Annotated in this window: 14 protein-coding genes; 4 read left to right on the plus strand and 10 right to left on the minus strand. The window is 63.2% G+C overall.

Annotated features, from left to right (window positions below; genetic code table 11):
- Positions 1-20: 20 nt before the first annotated feature.
- The 4 genes from AC1DZE_RS15175 to AC1DZE_RS15190 form a co-directional block, all read right to left on the minus strand.
- Positions 21-569, minus strand: a complete 549-nt coding sequence (locus tag AC1DZE_RS15175; RefSeq protein WP_477700249.1) for a nucleotidyltransferase family protein — start codon at positions 567-569, stop codon at positions 21-23.
- A complete protein-coding gene (locus AC1DZE_RS15180) occupies positions 569-2863 on the minus strand; it encodes a xanthine dehydrogenase family protein molybdopterin-binding subunit (RefSeq protein ID WP_477671396.1) in 2295 nt (764 codons plus the stop codon). The genes AC1DZE_RS15175 and AC1DZE_RS15180 overlap by 1 nt, the downstream gene beginning before the upstream one ends.
- A 23-nt stretch (positions 2864-2886) precedes the next feature.
- Positions 2887-3345, minus strand: a complete 459-nt coding sequence (locus AC1DZE_RS15185) for a (2Fe-2S)-binding protein (RefSeq protein ID WP_477671395.1) — start codon at positions 3343-3345, stop codon at positions 2887-2889.
- 157 nt (positions 3346-3502) lie between these two features.
- Positions 3503-4075, minus strand: a complete 573-nt coding sequence (locus AC1DZE_RS15190; protein ID WP_477647368.1) for a TetR/AcrR family transcriptional regulator — start codon at positions 4073-4075, stop codon at positions 3503-3505.
- A gap of 103 nt (positions 4076-4178) precedes the next feature.
- On the opposite strand from AC1DZE_RS15190, the gene pdxH reads away from it, so the two are divergent.
- Together pdxH and AC1DZE_RS15200 are read left to right on the plus strand one after the other, a co-directional pair.
- Positions 4179-4829, plus strand: coding sequence for a pyridoxamine 5'-phosphate oxidase (gene pdxH, locus AC1DZE_RS15195; protein WP_477671394.1), 651 nt, complete (start codon positions 4179-4181; stop codon positions 4827-4829).
- 37 nt (positions 4830-4866) lie between these two features.
- Positions 4867-5427: a hypothetical protein gene (locus tag AC1DZE_RS15200; RefSeq protein ID WP_477671393.1), complete on the plus strand. Its 561-nt coding sequence runs from the start codon at positions 4867-4869 to the stop codon at positions 5425-5427.
- Positions 5428-5492: 65 nt separating this feature from the next.
- Here the strand turns inward: AC1DZE_RS15200 and folK are convergent, their stop codons facing one another.
- The 5 genes from folK to AC1DZE_RS15225 are packed head-to-tail and all read right to left on the minus strand — an operon-like array spanning position 5493 to position 10143.
- On the minus strand, positions 5493-5987 hold the full coding sequence (gene folK / locus AC1DZE_RS15205) for a 2-amino-4-hydroxy-6-hydroxymethyldihydropteridine diphosphokinase (protein WP_477671392.1): 495 nt from the start codon (positions 5985-5987) through the stop codon (positions 5493-5495).
- A 7-nt stretch (positions 5988-5994) separates the two neighbouring features.
- A complete protein-coding gene (pcnB, locus tag AC1DZE_RS15210) occupies positions 5995-7635 on the minus strand; it encodes a polynucleotide adenylyltransferase PcnB (RefSeq protein WP_477671391.1) in 1641 nt (546 codons plus the stop codon).
- Between the two features lie 6 nt (positions 7636-7641).
- Positions 7642-8319 carry an HAD family hydrolase gene (locus tag AC1DZE_RS15215; RefSeq protein WP_477671390.1) on the minus strand — a complete coding sequence of 226 codons (678 nt, stop codon included), beginning with the start codon at positions 8317-8319 and terminating at the stop codon, positions 7642-7644.
- A 26-nt stretch (positions 8320-8345) separates the two neighbouring features.
- Entirely contained in the window at positions 8346-9032 is a 687-nt protein-coding gene (gene hda / locus AC1DZE_RS15220) for a DnaA regulatory inactivator Hda (protein ID WP_477671616.1), read from the minus strand.
- Between the two features lie 34 nt (positions 9033-9066).
- On the minus strand, positions 9067-10143 hold the full coding sequence (locus AC1DZE_RS15225) for an AI-2E family transporter (RefSeq protein ID WP_477671389.1): 1077 nt from the start codon (positions 10141-10143) through the stop codon (positions 9067-9069).
- A 179-nt stretch (positions 10144-10322) separates the two neighbouring features.
- Between AC1DZE_RS15225 and purM the strand changes: the two genes are divergently transcribed.
- Both purM and AC1DZE_RS15235 read left to right on the plus strand, forming a co-directional pair.
- The gene (purM, locus tag AC1DZE_RS15230) at positions 10323-11363 is read left to right on the plus strand and encodes a phosphoribosylformylglycinamidine cyclo-ligase (protein ID WP_477671388.1); all 1041 of its coding nucleotides are present in this window, start codon (positions 10323-10325) and stop codon (positions 11361-11363) included.
- A 169-nt stretch (positions 11364-11532) separates the two neighbouring features.
- Positions 11533-12510, plus strand: coding sequence for a division plane positioning ATPase MipZ (locus AC1DZE_RS15235; RefSeq protein ID WP_477671387.1), 978 nt, complete (start codon positions 11533-11535; stop codon positions 12508-12510).
- A gap of 33 nt (positions 12511-12543) precedes the next feature.
- Here the strand turns inward: AC1DZE_RS15235 and metE are convergent, their stop codons facing one another.
- Positions 12544-14892 (minus strand): 5-methyltetrahydropteroyltriglutamate--homocysteine S-methyltransferase, encoded by a 2349-nt coding sequence (metE, locus tag AC1DZE_RS15240; protein WP_477700250.1) that lies wholly within the window; start codon positions 14890-14892, stop codon positions 12544-12546.
- Positions 14893-14906: the final 14 nt, after the last annotated feature.

Below are 14906 nucleotides of genomic sequence, written 5' to 3' on the forward strand. Positions count from 1 at the left end.
CCCGAGGCCGTTCAGGGCGGTCAACGCTGGCTGAACAGTTCTTCAGCCCGGCGCAAATCGTCCAGCGTATCGATATCGGTGACTGTGCCTTCATCGGTCACGTCAATGAATGCTACAGAATTGATAGCTTCTTGCGCCCGTACAACGGGCGCCGCACCCTGATTTCCCTTTAAATCCAGCAACGCATCGCGGCACGCGGCCGAAAACCCGACCGGGTGGCCGCGCGTGCCTCTGAACACCGGCACCACCACCGCGTGCTGCGCCAGCGCGTCGGCCACCGCCTGCAGCGTGGCGGCCTGCACCAGCGGCAAATCACCCGGCAAAATCAACCAGCCCGCAGCTTCGGGCGTGGCCCGCACGGCGGCCGCGATGCAGTCGCCCATGCCCGGGTGGCCTGCGTCTTCCAGATGCCAGGGCAAGCCGCTGGCAGCCACGGCGTCCAGCGTGTGCTGCAGCACCGGCTTGCCGGCCAGCAGCGCCTGCAGCTTGTGCATGCCGCCGCCCGACGCGGCAAAGCGCTCACCCCGGCCTGAGGCCAGCACCAGCACCGTGGGCTTGCCGCCTGCCATCACGCCAGCTTGAAAGGCAGCTCGCGCGGCGCCGGTTTACCGGTGAGCTTCGCAATGGCATTGGCGAATGCCGGTGCCAGTGGCGGCAAGCCGGGCTCGCCCAGGCCCGTGGGCGCATCGGCGCTGGGCACGATGAAGACGGCAACCGTCGGCATGTCGGTGATGCGCGGCACCGGGAAGTCACCGAAGTTGCTTTGCTCGACCACACCGTCCTTGAGCGTGATGGCTGCACCCGGCAGGCACATCGACAAACCCATCAGCGCGGCACCCTGCACCTGCGCTTCAACGCTGGTCGGGTTGATGGCGAGGTTGCAATGCACGCCTGCGGTAATGCCGTGCAGCACCGGTACGTTGTCCTTGACGGATGCCTCAACCACATAAGCCACCACGGTGTTGAACGACTCATGCACCGCCACGCCCCAGGCGCGCCCGGCGGGCAAAGTGCGTTTGCCATAACCGGATTTGTCGACCGCCAGCTGCAGCGCGGCCGCATGGCGCGGGTGCTTGCCGCCAAACTGCTTCATGCGCCAGGCCACAGGGTCTTGCCCGCTGCTGCGCGCGACTTCGTCAATCAATGTTTCCATGACGTACGCCGTGTGGGTAGAGCCCACGCTGCGCCACCAGAGCACCGGCACATTGAGCTTGGGGTGATGTACGGACAACCGCATCGGGATGTCATAAGGCTCTTTCATGCCCTCAACCATGGTGCCATCCACGCCGTCCTTGACCATAAAGGCTTCAAACGGCGTCCCGCCGACGATGGACTGGCCGACGATGACGTGGTCCCAACCCAGGATATCGCCCTTGTCGTTAAAACCGATCTCGGCGCGATGCACATGCATGGGACGGTAGTAGCCACCCTTGATGTCGTCCTCGCGGCTCCACAGCGTACGCACTGCAGCCGTCAATCCTGCGCCGCGCGCCGCCTTCGCCACATTGCAAGCCTCCACCACGTAATCACTGGTGGCAATCGCGCGCCGGCCAAAACCGCCACCCGCCATCTGCACGTTCATCTTGATGTTTTGCGGCGCCACGCCCAGAGCCTTGGAAGCGGCCATCGTGTCCAGGCCCGGCATCTGCGTGCCCAGCCAGAGTTCGGCTTTGGCCTGAGCGCCCTGCCCGCTCAGCTGCACCGTGCAATTGAGCGGCTCCATGGGCGCATGGGCCAGATAGGGGAAGACAAACTCGGCGCTGATCTTTTTGGGCGCCGACGCCAGCTTGCTGATGTCGTCCTTGTATTTGAGCGCACCGGTTTTCTGCGCCAGCGCGCGATAGCTGGCCAGTTGCTGCACGCTGTCGACCTTCTCGACGCCACTGGTGTCCCACTCGACCTTGAGCGCATCACGGCCCTGCTTGGCGGCCCAGTAGCCCTCGGCCACCACGGCCACACCCTCGCCGCCGCGGTCCAGCGGCACGCGCAGCACGGCCTTCACGCCGGGAACGGCTTTGGCCGCGGTGTCATCCAGTGACTTGAGCTTGCCGGCAAACACCGGCGGGTGCGCCACCACTGCCGTCAGCATGCCGGGCAGGCGCACGTCGATGCCGTAGCTTTGCCCGCCGGTGGATTTGGCCCGCGCGTCGAGCCGGCCCGTGGGCTTGCCGATGATGCGGAACTGTTTCGGGTCCTTGAGCGTGACGGCCTCCGGCACCGGCAGCTTCATGGCCGCTTCGGCCAGCTCGCCGTACGTCAGGCGCTTGCCGCCGGGGCCAATCACCACGCCTTGCTGGGTGCGCAGGCTGCTTGCATCAACGCCCCATTGCTGCGCGGCGGCCGAGACCAGCATGGCGCGGGTGCGCGCGCCGAGCTCGCGGTACTGCGTGTAGGAGTTTTTGATCGAGCCCGAGCCGCCCGTGAGGTGCATGCCGAAAGCCGGATCCACATAAGCCGGGTCAGCGTTGCCATGCTGGCTCTTCACAAGGCTCCAGTCCGCGTCGAGTTCTTCGGCGAGGATCATGGGCAGGCCGGTTTGCACGCCCTGCCCGAAATCGAGCCGGTTGATCGTGACTGTCACCGTGCCGTCCTTGTCAATGCGCACAAAGGCCGAGGGCTGCTGGGTCGGCTTGAGGCTGGACGCAGCCGGTGCACCCGCTGTGGCCATGGTTTGCGCTTGCGTCAGCATCGGAAAAGCGCCGAGTGCAAAGCCACCGGCGGTTGCAACCTTGAGGAAACTGCGGCGAGGCAGTTCAGCATCTGCTATGGTTTTGGTAGCTGCTTGCGCTTTATGCATCAGGGCTTGAAGGCCCTTTGGCAGTTGAGCGGCGATGTCGAAGGTGTCTGAGGCGTTGGAATACATGGTGTTCTCCTTCTTTAAACCAGTTAAGCCAGTGCCTGGGCGGCGTCTTTGATGGCAGCGCGAACGCGCACATAGGTGCCGCAGCGGCAGATATTGCCGGCCATGGCGCCGTCGATGTCGGCATCGCTCGGTTTGGCGTTGGACTTGAGCAAGGCGGTGGCGCTCATCACCTGGCCGCTTTGGCAATAGCCGCACTGCGCCACGTCATGTTTGACCCAGGCGTCCTGCACGGCTTTGCCGACGCGGTCGGTGGCCACGGCTTCGATGGTGGTGATCTTCTGGCCGGCAGCGGCAGAAATCGGCGTGATGCACGAGCGTATGGCCGCGCCGTTGAGATGCACGGTACACGCGCCGCACAGCGCCGCGCCGCAGCCGAACTTCGTGCCTGTCATGCCCAGCGTGTCACGCAAGGCCCAGAGGATGGGGGTGGATTGGTCGGCGTTGACGGATACGTCCTTGCCGTTGATGTTGAGGGTGGGCATCGTGGAACTCCTTGCGGTTTTTGTTAGGGGGAAATCAAAAGGGAGAAAAAGGGAGCGCTACTTGTCGAATTTATATTCGCTTAAATCAGGGTTTTATCCGTAAAAACTTGGGCATGCAGAAATGAGGGGTATTGCCTTTCAGAGGCGTTTCAAAGATTCAGGCCTTGATGGCGTCCCAGCACAGCGTAAAAGCCGCCTGATGCACCGCCTCGTCATCGGGCAGCACCTGGGTGCGTATCAGGTTGGCGGTTTCCCGCACCGAGCCCACCAGGGTAGCCGTTAACAACGGCAAGGGCACAGGCTTGAAAATCTCCTGCTTCTGGCCCTCCTCGATCAATGCAAAGAAGCTCGCCGCCAGCCGGGTCGACAACTCGCGGTTTCCCTGCGTGAACCAGGGAGAGTTGTAGTACTGCTCCTGGAACACGACCTCGGCATAACGCTCCAGCCGGTGCCGCAGCAGGTTGCCCCAGAGGCGGCGCACACGGCTGCGCAGGGGGGTCCCGGGTACGACACCATCCATCAGGCGCAGCATGGTCGCGGTTTTGGCTTCTTCATAGAGCTGGCTGATCAGCTCGTCCTTGGACGGGTAATAGACGTACAGCGTGCTGGTGGCGATGCCGGCCGTGCGGGCAATGTCGGCCATGGTCAGGCCGCTCAGACCGGTCTGGGCCACCAGGTTGAAGGTGGCCTCGGCAATAGCGCGCTGCTTTTCATCGTCTTTGGGCTTCATGGAAGGGTGTGAATATAAACGAATATTAATTCGGTATCAAGCCCGCCCTCTACCGAGGTCTACCGCAGGCAAGGACATGGCCTCTGCGGGCACAATCAGAGCCATGAGCCAGCCCACCCTCTCCATTGCCGACCTGCGCAAAAGCTATGAACGCGCCGAACTCAACGAAGACGCATCAGCCGCAGACCCACTCCAGCAATTCGACCAGTGGCTGAAAGAAGCCATCGCCGCCGAAGTGCCCGAACCCAACGCCATGACGCTGGCCACCGTGGCCAGCAACCTGCGCCCCTCCACCCGCATCGTACTGATCAAGGGCTATGACGAGCACGGCATCACCTGGTTTACCAACTACGACAGCCGCAAGGGACAAGAACTGGCGGGCAACCCCTATGCGGCGTTGCAATTTCACTGGATAGAGCTCGAGCGCGTGGTGCGCATTGAAGGCGTGGTCGAAAAAGTCTCTGCTGAAGAAAGCGACGCTTACTTCAGCACCCGCCCGCTGGATTCGCGCATAGGCGCCTGGGCCAGCCCGCAAAGTGAGGTGATTTCAGGGCGCAGCGTGCTGGTGACCAATGCAGCCAAATACGGTGCGAAATTTTTGCTGCAGCCGCCCCGCCCGCCGCACTGGGGCGGCTACCGCCTCAAGCCCGACAACTGGCAGTTCTGGCAAGGACGGAAAAGCCGGCTGCATGACCGGCTGCGGTATACGCTGCAGGGTGATGCGGGGTGGTTGCGTGAGCGGCTGGCGCCCTAGAGACCGTCAGTCATCCATCGTCTTCCATGGAGAAAAAATGAAACGTGACGAAATTGCCCCGTCGGCACCGACCACCGAAGACCGCCTCCACATCTTGTTAGGAAGACTAGTTCACGCCTTCGGACGCTTCGACTTCAACATCGGTCTCCAGCTCAAATGGATGGGACCATATTGCGGGGAAAAAGTAGAACATCTGCTAAACGCTCGCATGCCATTTGCCATACGACTGGACGCACTCGAACCGCTAGTGATGAAACTTTACTGCCACGAGGATGAAGACGCAATGCGCGACTTTTCTCGATGGTTCGAACACGCGAGAACTGTGAAGGCCCTTCGTAACGATTTCGTCCATGGGCGTTGGGCTGTTTACCCAAGTAGATCTGCTATTGAACCGAAGATCGAATTCATCGCCCTTAACTGGGAGATGGAGCAAGCCAAACAGATTCCCCCTATGTCAATTAAGCTAGAGGAATTAGGGGAGGCTGTCAGAACCTTGGAGTTCCTTTTCAATGACTACTGGAAGTTGACGGAGCACTATGAGAGCAATTGCCGACCGCCCACTTGCTTAGCGCGCCGAGGGCACAACTTGCCATCGTGACCGTTCTAACTACCGTAGACATTATTTGGTCTACCTAAGCCATTGATACAAATGGCACTTACGCTCTACACCGGTTGCGTACCCCGCAGCTCAATGGGCTGATGCGCCACCGCCGCCAACTGCTCCGCACTGACCAAACCCGGCGCAATCTCCGCCAGTGGCACCAGCACAAAAGCCCGCTGCATCATGCGCGGGTGCGGCACCGTGAGATGTTCTGATTCGATGCGTGCGCTGCCGTAGAGCAACAAGTCCAGGTCCAGCGTTCGCGGTGCGTTGCGGTACGGCCTTTCGCGGCCTGCCTGCTGTTCGATCTGTTGCAGGTGATCCAACAAGGCGGGAGCGGTCAACCCGGTTTCGAGTTCGACGACGGCGTTGAGGTAGTCGTTACCAGGGGCCGCAGATTCCTCGCCCGCGTCGGTATCCAGCGGCGCTGTTTTATAGAGACTGGAAGATTGGCGGACCTGCGTGAGCGGCAACCGGCCTATCGCCTGAACGGCTTGCCGCAGTGCCGCCGCAGCATCGCCGAGGTTGGCGCCCAGGGCAACGTAGGCGCTGACCACCTGAGCCTCAGGAATTTGACGCGTTATCCGATGAAGGCGAAGAAGCCTCGCCGCCCGCGCCTTCGGCACTGCCTGCCCCATCTGCACCACCGCGATTGGCCGGCTTGCGGCGGCGGCGGCGTTTTTTGGCCGGTGCGGCATCGCCCGGCTGGCCAGACGCATCCGCCGCATCGGGCACGGTGCGTTCGGCATGGCTTGTCTGGCCCAAACCAGGCTCGGCATCAACACGTTTGACGCGAACCCGAGGCGCCTGCGGCTTGTTCTGCTGCGCCTGACGCGCCTCTTCAATCATGGCGTGGCGTTCGTCGTCGTAGGCGGTGCTGAATTTCTCCCACCACTCGGCGAGCTCCATTTCGATCTCGCCGGTCTGCGCGCGCAGGCGCAGGAAATCAAAGCCGGCGCGAAAGCGGGGCTGGTCCAGCAGCGAATACGGTGCGCTGCCCGTGCGTTTTTCAAAGCGGGGCTGCATGGTCCAGATCTCGCGCATGTCGGTGCCCAGCTTGCCGCGGCCCGAGACATCGCCGATCTTGGCGTTGAAGGCATCGTCAATCGCATCCTGCAGCGCGGGCATGAGGGGCTCGCCGCGCTTTTTGCGCCGCTCCCAGCCCTCGCGTACATCAAACCACAGTACACACGACAGCAAGAAGCTGGGCGCCACGGGCTTGCCTTCGCCGACGCGTCGGTCGGTGTCTTGCAGGGCCAGCTTCAGGAAGGGCTCGTCGGCGTTTTCCACCACCACATCAAGCAGCGGATAAATGCCGGTGCCCAGGCCCAAGAACTTGAGCTGCGCGATGCTGGCCAGCGAATGGCCGGTCTGCAGCAGCTTGAGCATTTCGTCAAAAAGACGCGACTGCGGCACGTCGGCCAGTAAGCCCTTCATCTCGCGTAGCGGGGCAACGGTCTTGTCTTCAAACTTGAAGCCCAGCGCGCTGAGCTTGGCGGCAAAACGCACGGCGCGGATGATGCGAACCGGATCTTCGCGGTAACGCACGGCCGGGTTGCCGATCATGCGGATGATCTTTTTCTTCGCGTCCCTGATGCCGTTGTGATAGTCGACCACGACCTGTGTTTCGGGGTCGTAGTACATCGCGTTGATGGTGAAGTCGCGGCGGGCGGCGTCTTGCTCGATCGGGCCCCAGACGTTGTCGCGCAGCACCCGGCCGGAGGCATCGACCGCATGCTTCATGCCGGCGAGTTCGCTCTTGCTGGTGCGCTCGTTGCCACCGACCTGCTCGGCCAGGCTGCTGTCGAGATGCGCGCGGAAGGTCGAGACCTCGATCACTTCGTGCTCACGCCCGCGGCCATAAATAACGTGCACAATGCGAAAGCGCCGGCCGATGATGAAGGCACGGCGAAACAGCGACTTGACCTGCTCGGGCGTGGCGTCGGTAGCAACGTCGAAATCCTTGGGGCGCAGGCCGACCAGCAGGTCGCGCACCGCGCCGCCCACGATATAGGCCTCGTAACCGGCGTCTTTGAGGGTGCGCACCACGTCCATGGCGCGGTCGTCCACCAGGGAGACATCTATGCCGTGTTCCTTGACGGTGACATCCTGGCGCTGGCCGAAAGGTGATTTTTTGACCCGCTTGGCGCCGGGATCCGTGCTGTCTGATTTGCCAAACAGCTTGTCGATAAATTTTTTGATCATGGAAAACTAGTGAAACAGGTCAAGTATGCGCCATCCGCGCTCTGTCGCCAGCGCCCGCAGGCGCTCGTCCGGGTTGGTCGCGACGGGGTGGGTGGCCTTCTCCAGCAGAGCAATATCGTTCATGGAGTCGGTGTAGAACGTGGTTTCCACGTCGCTCCAGCCCAGGTTCCGGGCCGCCAGCCATTGTTCCACGCGGGTGACCTTGCCCTCGCGGGCCGAGGGCACGCCCTTAATCTCGCCGGTCAGCCAGCCCTGGGCGTCGCGCTCCAGCTCGACGGCGATCAGCTCTTTCACGCCGAAAGCGTCGGCAATGGGGCGCGTCACGAACTCGTTGGTGGCGGTGACGATGACCAATTCATCGCCCGCGGCGCGGTGGCTACCTACCAGCTCCAAGGCCTGTTTTGTAATGGCTTTTTGCACCACGTCCCGCATGAAATGTGCGTGACCAGCTCCTGAATTGATAGCGCCCTGCTTGCGGATGGCTTCCGTGGCAAAGCGCACGTATTCGTGGATGTCGAGCGTGCCGGCGCGGTAGTGCTCAAAAAACTCGTTGTTGCGGCGCTTGAACTCGGTGCTGTCGCACCAGCCCAGCGCGATGGTGAATTCTCCCCATTCGTAGTCGGAATCGATGGGGATCAGCGTGTGATCGAGGTCAAAAAGAGCAATCTTGCGGGGAACAGTCATTTGGCAGTCGCAGTCACGGCAGTCACTTATTCACTCTCCAGCATCGACTTGATCAGGGGGATGGTGATGGCGCGTTTCGTTTGCAAGGCATAGGCATCCAGTTGGTCCAGCAGTTGCATCAGGCTGCCCAGGTCACGCGAAAAGCGGGTCAGCATGAAGTCCATCGCCTCGTCGCTCAAAAACACGCCACGCGCATCGGCCTCGCGCCGCAACACGGCGCGCCGCTCGGTTTCGGTCAAGGCCTGCAGGGCAAACACATGGCCCCAGCCGAGGCGGGTACGCAGGTCTTCGCGCAGCGCCAGGTCGGCCGGCGGCATCTGGCCGGCGGCCAGCACCCAGCGCGGGCGGCCGTCCGGTGCGCTGAGCGCGTTCACAAACCAGTTGAAGGCGGCCTGCTGCTGCACCGCGGTGTAGAGATGGCAGTCGTCCAGGATGACGGCCGCCCAGGATTCGTTGAACTCGGGCGGCTCCAGCATGGAGGCGTCCATCCAGCCGCTGGCCGCGCCCTGCTCGCGCAGCGTTTCGCGCACGGCCTTGAGCAAATGGGTTTTGCCGCTGGCGGCTTCACCCCAGAGGTAGGTGGGCACCGGTGAGCGCAGCGTGTTGCCGGCCCACAGCTCCAGATGTTTGAGCGCGGCTTCGTTCGGCCCGCCAAAAAAATTGGCGAACGACGGGGCGGAAGCCAGCCCGATGTCCAGCGCAATCTGTTTCATGCCCGCCATGCGTTCATCCTGACCCTGTTCAGCCTTAGCCGGCCTTGTTGTAAAGCCGGCTGGCCATATAGCTGGCTTTAATGCGGCGTATGCCCACCAGCAGCACCGCACTGGCCGGCAGCGCCACCAGCACACCGACAAAGCCGAACATCTGGCCGAAAGCCAGCAAGGCAAAGATCACCGCCAGCGGGTGCAGGCCAATGCGCTCGCCCACCAGGCGCGGCGTGAGGTACAGGCTTTCCACCAGTTGCCCAATGCCGTAGACCACGGCAACCATGACGATCGCCTTGAGCGAAGCGAACTCCAGCAGGCCGGCCAGCACCGCCAGCATCAGGCCCAGGCCAAAGCCCAGGTAAGGAATGAACATCGCCAGGCCCGTGAAAACGCCGATGGGCAGGGCCAGATCCAGACCGAACAGCGCCAGCCCCACCGCATAAAACACCGCCATGATCAGCATGACCAGCAATTGGCCGCGCAGGTACTGGCCCAGCACCGAGTCGGCTTCGTCAGTGAAGCTGTCAAAACCCGCACGCAGGTGCGGCGGCACCAGTTCAAGCACACGGGCAACAAATTTGTCCCAGTCCATCAGGAGGTAAAACAGCGCCACGGGAATCAGCACCGCATTGCCGATGATGGCCAGCGCCACGCTGCCGCCCAGCTTGAGTGACGACATCAGCGAGCCGAACAGGTCTTCAAAATTGGCATTGAGGTACTTGAGTACAAAGGCCTTGATGCTGCCCACGTCCAGCGCGACATGGATGCCGAACTGCGCCAGCCACGGCGCCAGGCTGGTGTTGAGCCTGTCGGCCAGCAACGGCACCTGCTCGCGCAGCACGGGCAGCTCCTTGGCCATGATGGGCACGATCAGCAAAAAGAGGCCGAACAGCGCCACGATGAAGAGGAACTCCACCAGCACCACCGCCACCACGCGCGGCAGGCGGCCCTTGCCCATGTCGTCCAGCCGGTTCACGAGCGGCGTCAACGCATAGGCCAGCACGGCTGCAATGACAAAGGGCGCCAGCACCGGCCCCAGCAGCCACAGCGCCAGGATGACCAGCGCGGCGATGGCGCACCAGGCGGTGGCGCGTTTTTGGGTGGTGGTGAATTGCATACAGCCTTGGGTTGAGCTTGCCGGAAGGAACCCTGGAAAAAGTCCCTGGAAAGGCCCGAAAGGTGCCTGATGGGCAGCCTTTAGAATCTCAGGCTGAATTCTATCGGGCTTGCAGGCCGCTTCCGGGCTGCAAATCCGCCTTCTGACCGCCTGCCCTCCCACTGCATCAAAGCCGACACATGACCACCTCCTCCACTTCCCCCCTGAGCTACAAAGACGCAGGCGTCGACATCGACGCAGGTGACGCGCTGGTCGAACGCATCAAGCCGCTGGCAAAAAAAACCATGCGGGAAGGCGTTTTGGCGGGTATTGGCGGTTTTGGCGCCCTGTTTGAGGTGCCCAAGCGCTACAAGGAGCCCGTGCTGGTCAGTGGCACCGACGGCGTGGGCACCAAGCTCAAGCTGGCCTTTGAATGGCAGATGCACGACACCGTGGGCATCGACCTGGTGGCCATGAGTGTCAATGACGTGCTGGTACAAGGCGCCGAGCCGCTGTTCTTCCTGGACTACTTCGCCTGCGGCAAGCTGGATGTGGACACGGCTGCGGCTGTGGTCGGCGGCATTGCCAAAGGCTGTGAATTAAGCGGCTGCGCGCTGATCGGCGGCGAGACCGCCGAGATGCCCGGCATGTACCCCGCGGGCGAATACGACCTGGCCGGCTTTGCCGTGGGTGCGGTCGAAAAGTCCAAAATTTTGACCGGCAAGGACGTGAAGCCCGGCGATGTGGTGCTGGGCCTGGCCAGCAGCGGCGTGCATTCCAACGGTTTCAGCCTGGTGCGCAAGTGCATTGAACGCGCCGGCGCTGCGGCTCCGGCGAAGCTTGACGGCAAGCCTTTCAAGCAGGCCCTGATGGAGCCTACCCGCCTGTACGTCAAGAACGTGCTGGCCGCGCTGGCTGCCCACCCGATCAAGGCGCTGGCCCACATCACCGGCGGCGGCTTGCTGGAAAACATTCCGCGCGTGCTGCCCGAAGGTACGGCCGCCCACCTCAAAAAGGGCAGCTGGCCGCAAACCGAGCTGTTCGCCTGGCTGCAAAAAACCGCCGGTATCGACGACTTCGAGATGAACCGCACCTTCAACAACGGCATCGGCATGGTCGTCGTGGTGGACGCCGCCAATGCGCAAGCCACAGCCAAAACCCTGCGTGACGCCGGCGAGCAGGTGTATGAAATCGGTGTGATCGCACCCAAGGGCGACGGCGCCGCCGTCACGGTCGGCTAAGCCTGCCGCAACCGCCCTCTCGCGCCCCGCGACCTGGGGCTGTCCGCTCCCTCGGCCGGGCCGTTTTGCTACAAAAACACTAGCTGCGTGCGCCCGTGGCGCTTGGGGTCACTGGACTTTTTGTTATTTATGTATCAAACTGTTCCATCGATCCGTCTTTGGAGCAGTCATGCCGGTTATCGCAGTCGTCAACCGCAAGGGAGGCAGTGGCAAGAGCACGCTGGCCGCGCACATCGCCGCCTGGTGCGCTCGCAATGGCAGCTCGGTCATGCTGGGCGACGTAGACCGCCAGCAGTCGGCGCGAAGCTGGCTCAAGCGCCGGGACCCCGCGCTGCCCGCCATCGCGCCCTGGGCCGTCGATCAGAAAAACATGCTGCGTGTGCCCACCGGCATCACGCACGTGGTGCTTGACACGCCGGGCGGCATGCACGGCTTTGAGCTGGCGCGCGTGGTGATGTTTGCCGATGTCATCGTCATGCCGGTATGCAATTCAATGTTTGACCGCGAATCGGCCGCGCAGTGCCACGCCGAGCTGATGGCGTTGCCGCGCGTGGCCAGCGGCCGCTGCCGGCTCGCCACGGTGGGCATGCGCATCGACGGGCGCACCAGCGCCGCAAAAACGCTGCAGGCGTGGTCTGAGAGCCTTGGCATGCCTTTCCTGGGCGCCCTGCGCGAAACCCAGCTGTATGTACGCAGCCTGGAGCGCGGCATGACGATATTTGACCTGCCGGCCAGCGCCGCAACGCAAGACCTGCAGCAGTGGCAACCGATCCTGGAGTGGCTGCGTCCCACGTTGTATCCGCCGCAAGCCGCCAACGACGCGCCCGAAAGGGGGCACGCGACAGTGCCGGCCAAAGCCCCGGTCCGGATGATCGCGCCCCTGCCTTCGACCGCCGCAACGCTGGGTGCCCGGCTGCTCAACCCACCGCCCGCAGCCAAAGCCGCGTCCACGCGCCTGGGCAGCTCGCTTCCCAACAGCCTCATGCCCGCACAGGAATCCCTGGTGCATGGCGCGCGCATGTCCGCACAAAGCACCGCACGCGCGGTCGGCCGGCCTGTGCAGGTCAGCACGGCGCCGGCCATGTCGCGCAATGTGGACTCTCCTGACGGCATGCAGATTCCGCATTTCCTCAAGCGCGGCACCTGACTCGCCCTTCCTCCCGGCGTCCGGCGCACCGCGTCAGGAGGCCGCCAGCTCCTTGCGCACTTCTTGCGCGGCCCGCACCATGTTGCCGAGCGCCGCTTCGGTTTCCGGCCAGCCCCGCGTTTTCAGCCCGCAGTCGGGATTGATCCAGAGGTTTTCCGCCGGGATCACGCTGGCGGCCTTTCGCAGCAAGCGCACCATGGCGTCCACGGTCGGAACGCGCGGTGAATGGATGTCATACACGCCCGGCCCGATTTCATTGGGATACCTGAAGGCGCCAAAGCCGCGCAGCAGTTCCATGTCGGAACGGCTGGTCTCGATGGTGATCACGTCGGCGTCCATTGCGGCGATTTCCGGCAGGATGTCGTTGAATTCGGCGTAGCACATGTGGGTGTGGATTTGCGTCTCGTCGCGCACACCCGAGGCACTGATGCGAAAAGCCCGCGTGGCGGCGCGCAGGTACGCGGCCCAGCTCGCACGGCGCAGCGGCAATCCTTCACGAATGGCCGGCTCGTCAATCTGGACGATGCCGATGCCGGCCCTCTCAAGGTCCACCACCTCGTCGCGCATGGCCCAGGCGATCTGCTCGCAGGTCAGGCTGCGCGGCTGGTCGTCGCGCACAAAGGACCATTGCAGGATGGTGACGGGGCCGGTCAGCATGCCTTTCATCGGCAGCTTCGTCAGGCTCTGCGCATGGGCCGTCCATTCGACCGTCATGGGTACAGGTCTCGCCACATCGCCGAAGATCACCGGCGGCTTGACGCAGCGCGAGCCGTAGGACTGCACCCAGCCGTTGGCCGTGAAGGCAAAGCCGTCAAGCTGCTCGCCGAAGTACTCGACCATGTCGTTGCGCTCGGCTTCTCCATGCACCAGGACGTCAAGGCCCAGTGCCTCCTGCTTGCGTACCGCCAGCGCAATCTCGGCTTCCATCTTTTCACGGTAGCCCGCCGCGCCGAGTTCGCCGCGTTTGAACGCTGCGCGCGCAGCGCGGATCTCCGGCGTCTGCGGGAAGGAACCGATGGTGGTGGTGGGCAGCGGCGGCAGCGCAAGGCGGGCGCGCTGCATTGCCTGGCGCACCGGAAAAGGTGAGCTGCGGCTATCGTCGCCTGCAACGCTGCGTGCAAGACGCAATGCCACGTCGGCCCGGTGCACACGGGGGCTGCGCCGGCGCGCCGCAACAGCCGCGCGGGCTGAAGCGAGCTCCCTGGCAACCGGAGACTCTTCTCCCGTGAACGCCGCGCGCAACATGCGCAGTTCGCCCAGTTTTTCCACCGCGAATGCTAACCAAGAGCGCAATTCCGCATCCAGCGCGCTCTCGGCTGCAAGGCTGAAAGGCACGTGCAGCAGCGAGCAGGAGGGTGCGATCCAGAGTTCGCCCTGGTGCCTGGCTGTCACCGCGCGCAGCTTCGCCAGCGCCATGTCGGGGTCTGTGCGCCAGATGTTGCGGCCGTCCACAATACCCACCGACAGCACCTTGTGCGCAGGCAGCCAGTCGGCCACCCCCACCAGTTCCTCGGGTGCACGCACCGCATCGACATGCAAGCCCGCCACCGGCAACTGGCAGGCCAGCCTCAGGTTGTCGGCCAGCGGCGAAAAGTAGGTGGCCAGCAGCAGCTGGGGTGCGTTGCGGGCCAGCTGCGAATAGCTGCGCTCAAAGGCGTAGCGCCACCGCTCGGGCAAATCCAGGCCCAGGATGGGCTCGTCCATCTGCACCCACTCCACACCTTGCGCCTTCAGCCGCCGGAGAATCTTCGCATACACCGGCAATAGTTTGTCGAGCAGGCTGAAGCGGTCAAAGCCGGGCTCATCGCCGCCTGTCTTTTCCTTGCCAAGCCACAGAAAACTCAGTGGCCCGAGCAGCACCGCCTTGACCCGGTGGCCAGCGCCCTGGGCCTGCGTCACTTCATCGAACAGGCGCTCCGAAGCAAGGCTGAATTGCGTGGCCGCATTGAACTCAGGCACCAGGTAGTGGTAATTGGTGTCAAACCATTTGGTCATTTCCAGCGCGAAGCTGCCGCCGCCCGCCTTGCCATCCGCGCACGCACAGTCGGCACTGTGTGCAGGGTCGCTGTGTGCATTCACGCCGCGCGCCATGGCGAAGTAGCGGCTGAGCGAAGGCTCCCGGCCGGTGAAGCCAAAGCGCGCCGGCTCGCAACCCAGCATCTGGATGTGATTGGCCACGTGGTCGTAAAAAGCGAAGTCGCCTACCGTGGCAAAGTCCAGCCCGGCTTCTTTCTGCACGGCCCAGTGCCGCTCGCGCAGGCCGGCTCCGGTGGCTTCCAGTGCAGCCAGGTCAATCTCGCCGCGCCAGTGTTTTTCGAGCGCGAATTTCAGTTCCCGGTTCGCGCCCATGCGCGGAAAACCCAGGGTATGTGTGTGGACCATCCAGTTATCTCCCA

The organism is Polaromonas sp. P1_F1, from assembly GCF_056405795.1.

Coding starts and splice junctions, on each gene's coding strand:
- AC1DZE_RS15175 (WP_477700249.1), bottom strand. CDS start 569: ATGGCAGGCGGCAAGCCCACGGTGCTGGTGCTGGCCTCAGGCCGGGGT.
- AC1DZE_RS15180 (WP_477671396.1), bottom strand. CDS start 2,863: ATGTATTCCAACGCCTCAGACACCTTCGACATCGCCGCTCAACTGCCA.
- AC1DZE_RS15185 (WP_477671395.1), bottom strand. CDS start 3,345: ATGCCCACCCTCAACATCAACGGCAAGGACGTATCCGTCAACGCCGAC.
- AC1DZE_RS15190 (WP_477647368.1), bottom strand. CDS start 4,075: ATGAAGCCCAAAGACGATGAAAAGCAGCGCGCTATTGCCGAGGCCACC.
- pdxH (WP_477671394.1), top strand. CDS start 4,179: ATGAGCCAGCCCACCCTCTCCATTGCCGACCTGCGCAAAAGCTATGAA.
- AC1DZE_RS15200 (WP_477671393.1), top strand. CDS start 4,867: ATGAAACGTGACGAAATTGCCCCGTCGGCACCGACCACCGAAGACCGC.
- pcnB (WP_477671391.1), bottom strand. CDS start 7,635: ATGATCAAAAAATTTATCGACAAGCTGTTTGGCAAATCAGACAGCACG.
- AC1DZE_RS15215 (WP_477671390.1), bottom strand. CDS start 8,319: ATGACTGTTCCCCGCAAGATTGCTCTTTTTGACCTCGATCACACGCTG.
- hda (WP_477671616.1), bottom strand. CDS start 9,032: ATGAAACAGATTGCGCTGGACATCGGGCTGGCTTCCGCCCCGTCGTTC.
- AC1DZE_RS15225 (WP_477671389.1), bottom strand. CDS start 10,143: ATGCAATTCACCACCACCCAAAAACGCGCCACCGCCTGGTGCGCCATC.
- purM (WP_477671388.1), top strand. CDS start 10,323: ATGACCACCTCCTCCACTTCCCCCCTGAGCTACAAAGACGCAGGCGTC.
- AC1DZE_RS15235 (WP_477671387.1), top strand. CDS start 11,533: ATGCCGGTTATCGCAGTCGTCAACCGCAAGGGAGGCAGTGGCAAGAGC.
- metE (WP_477700250.1), bottom strand. CDS start 14,892: ATGGTCCACACACATACCCTGGGTTTTCCGCGCATGGGCGCGAACCGG.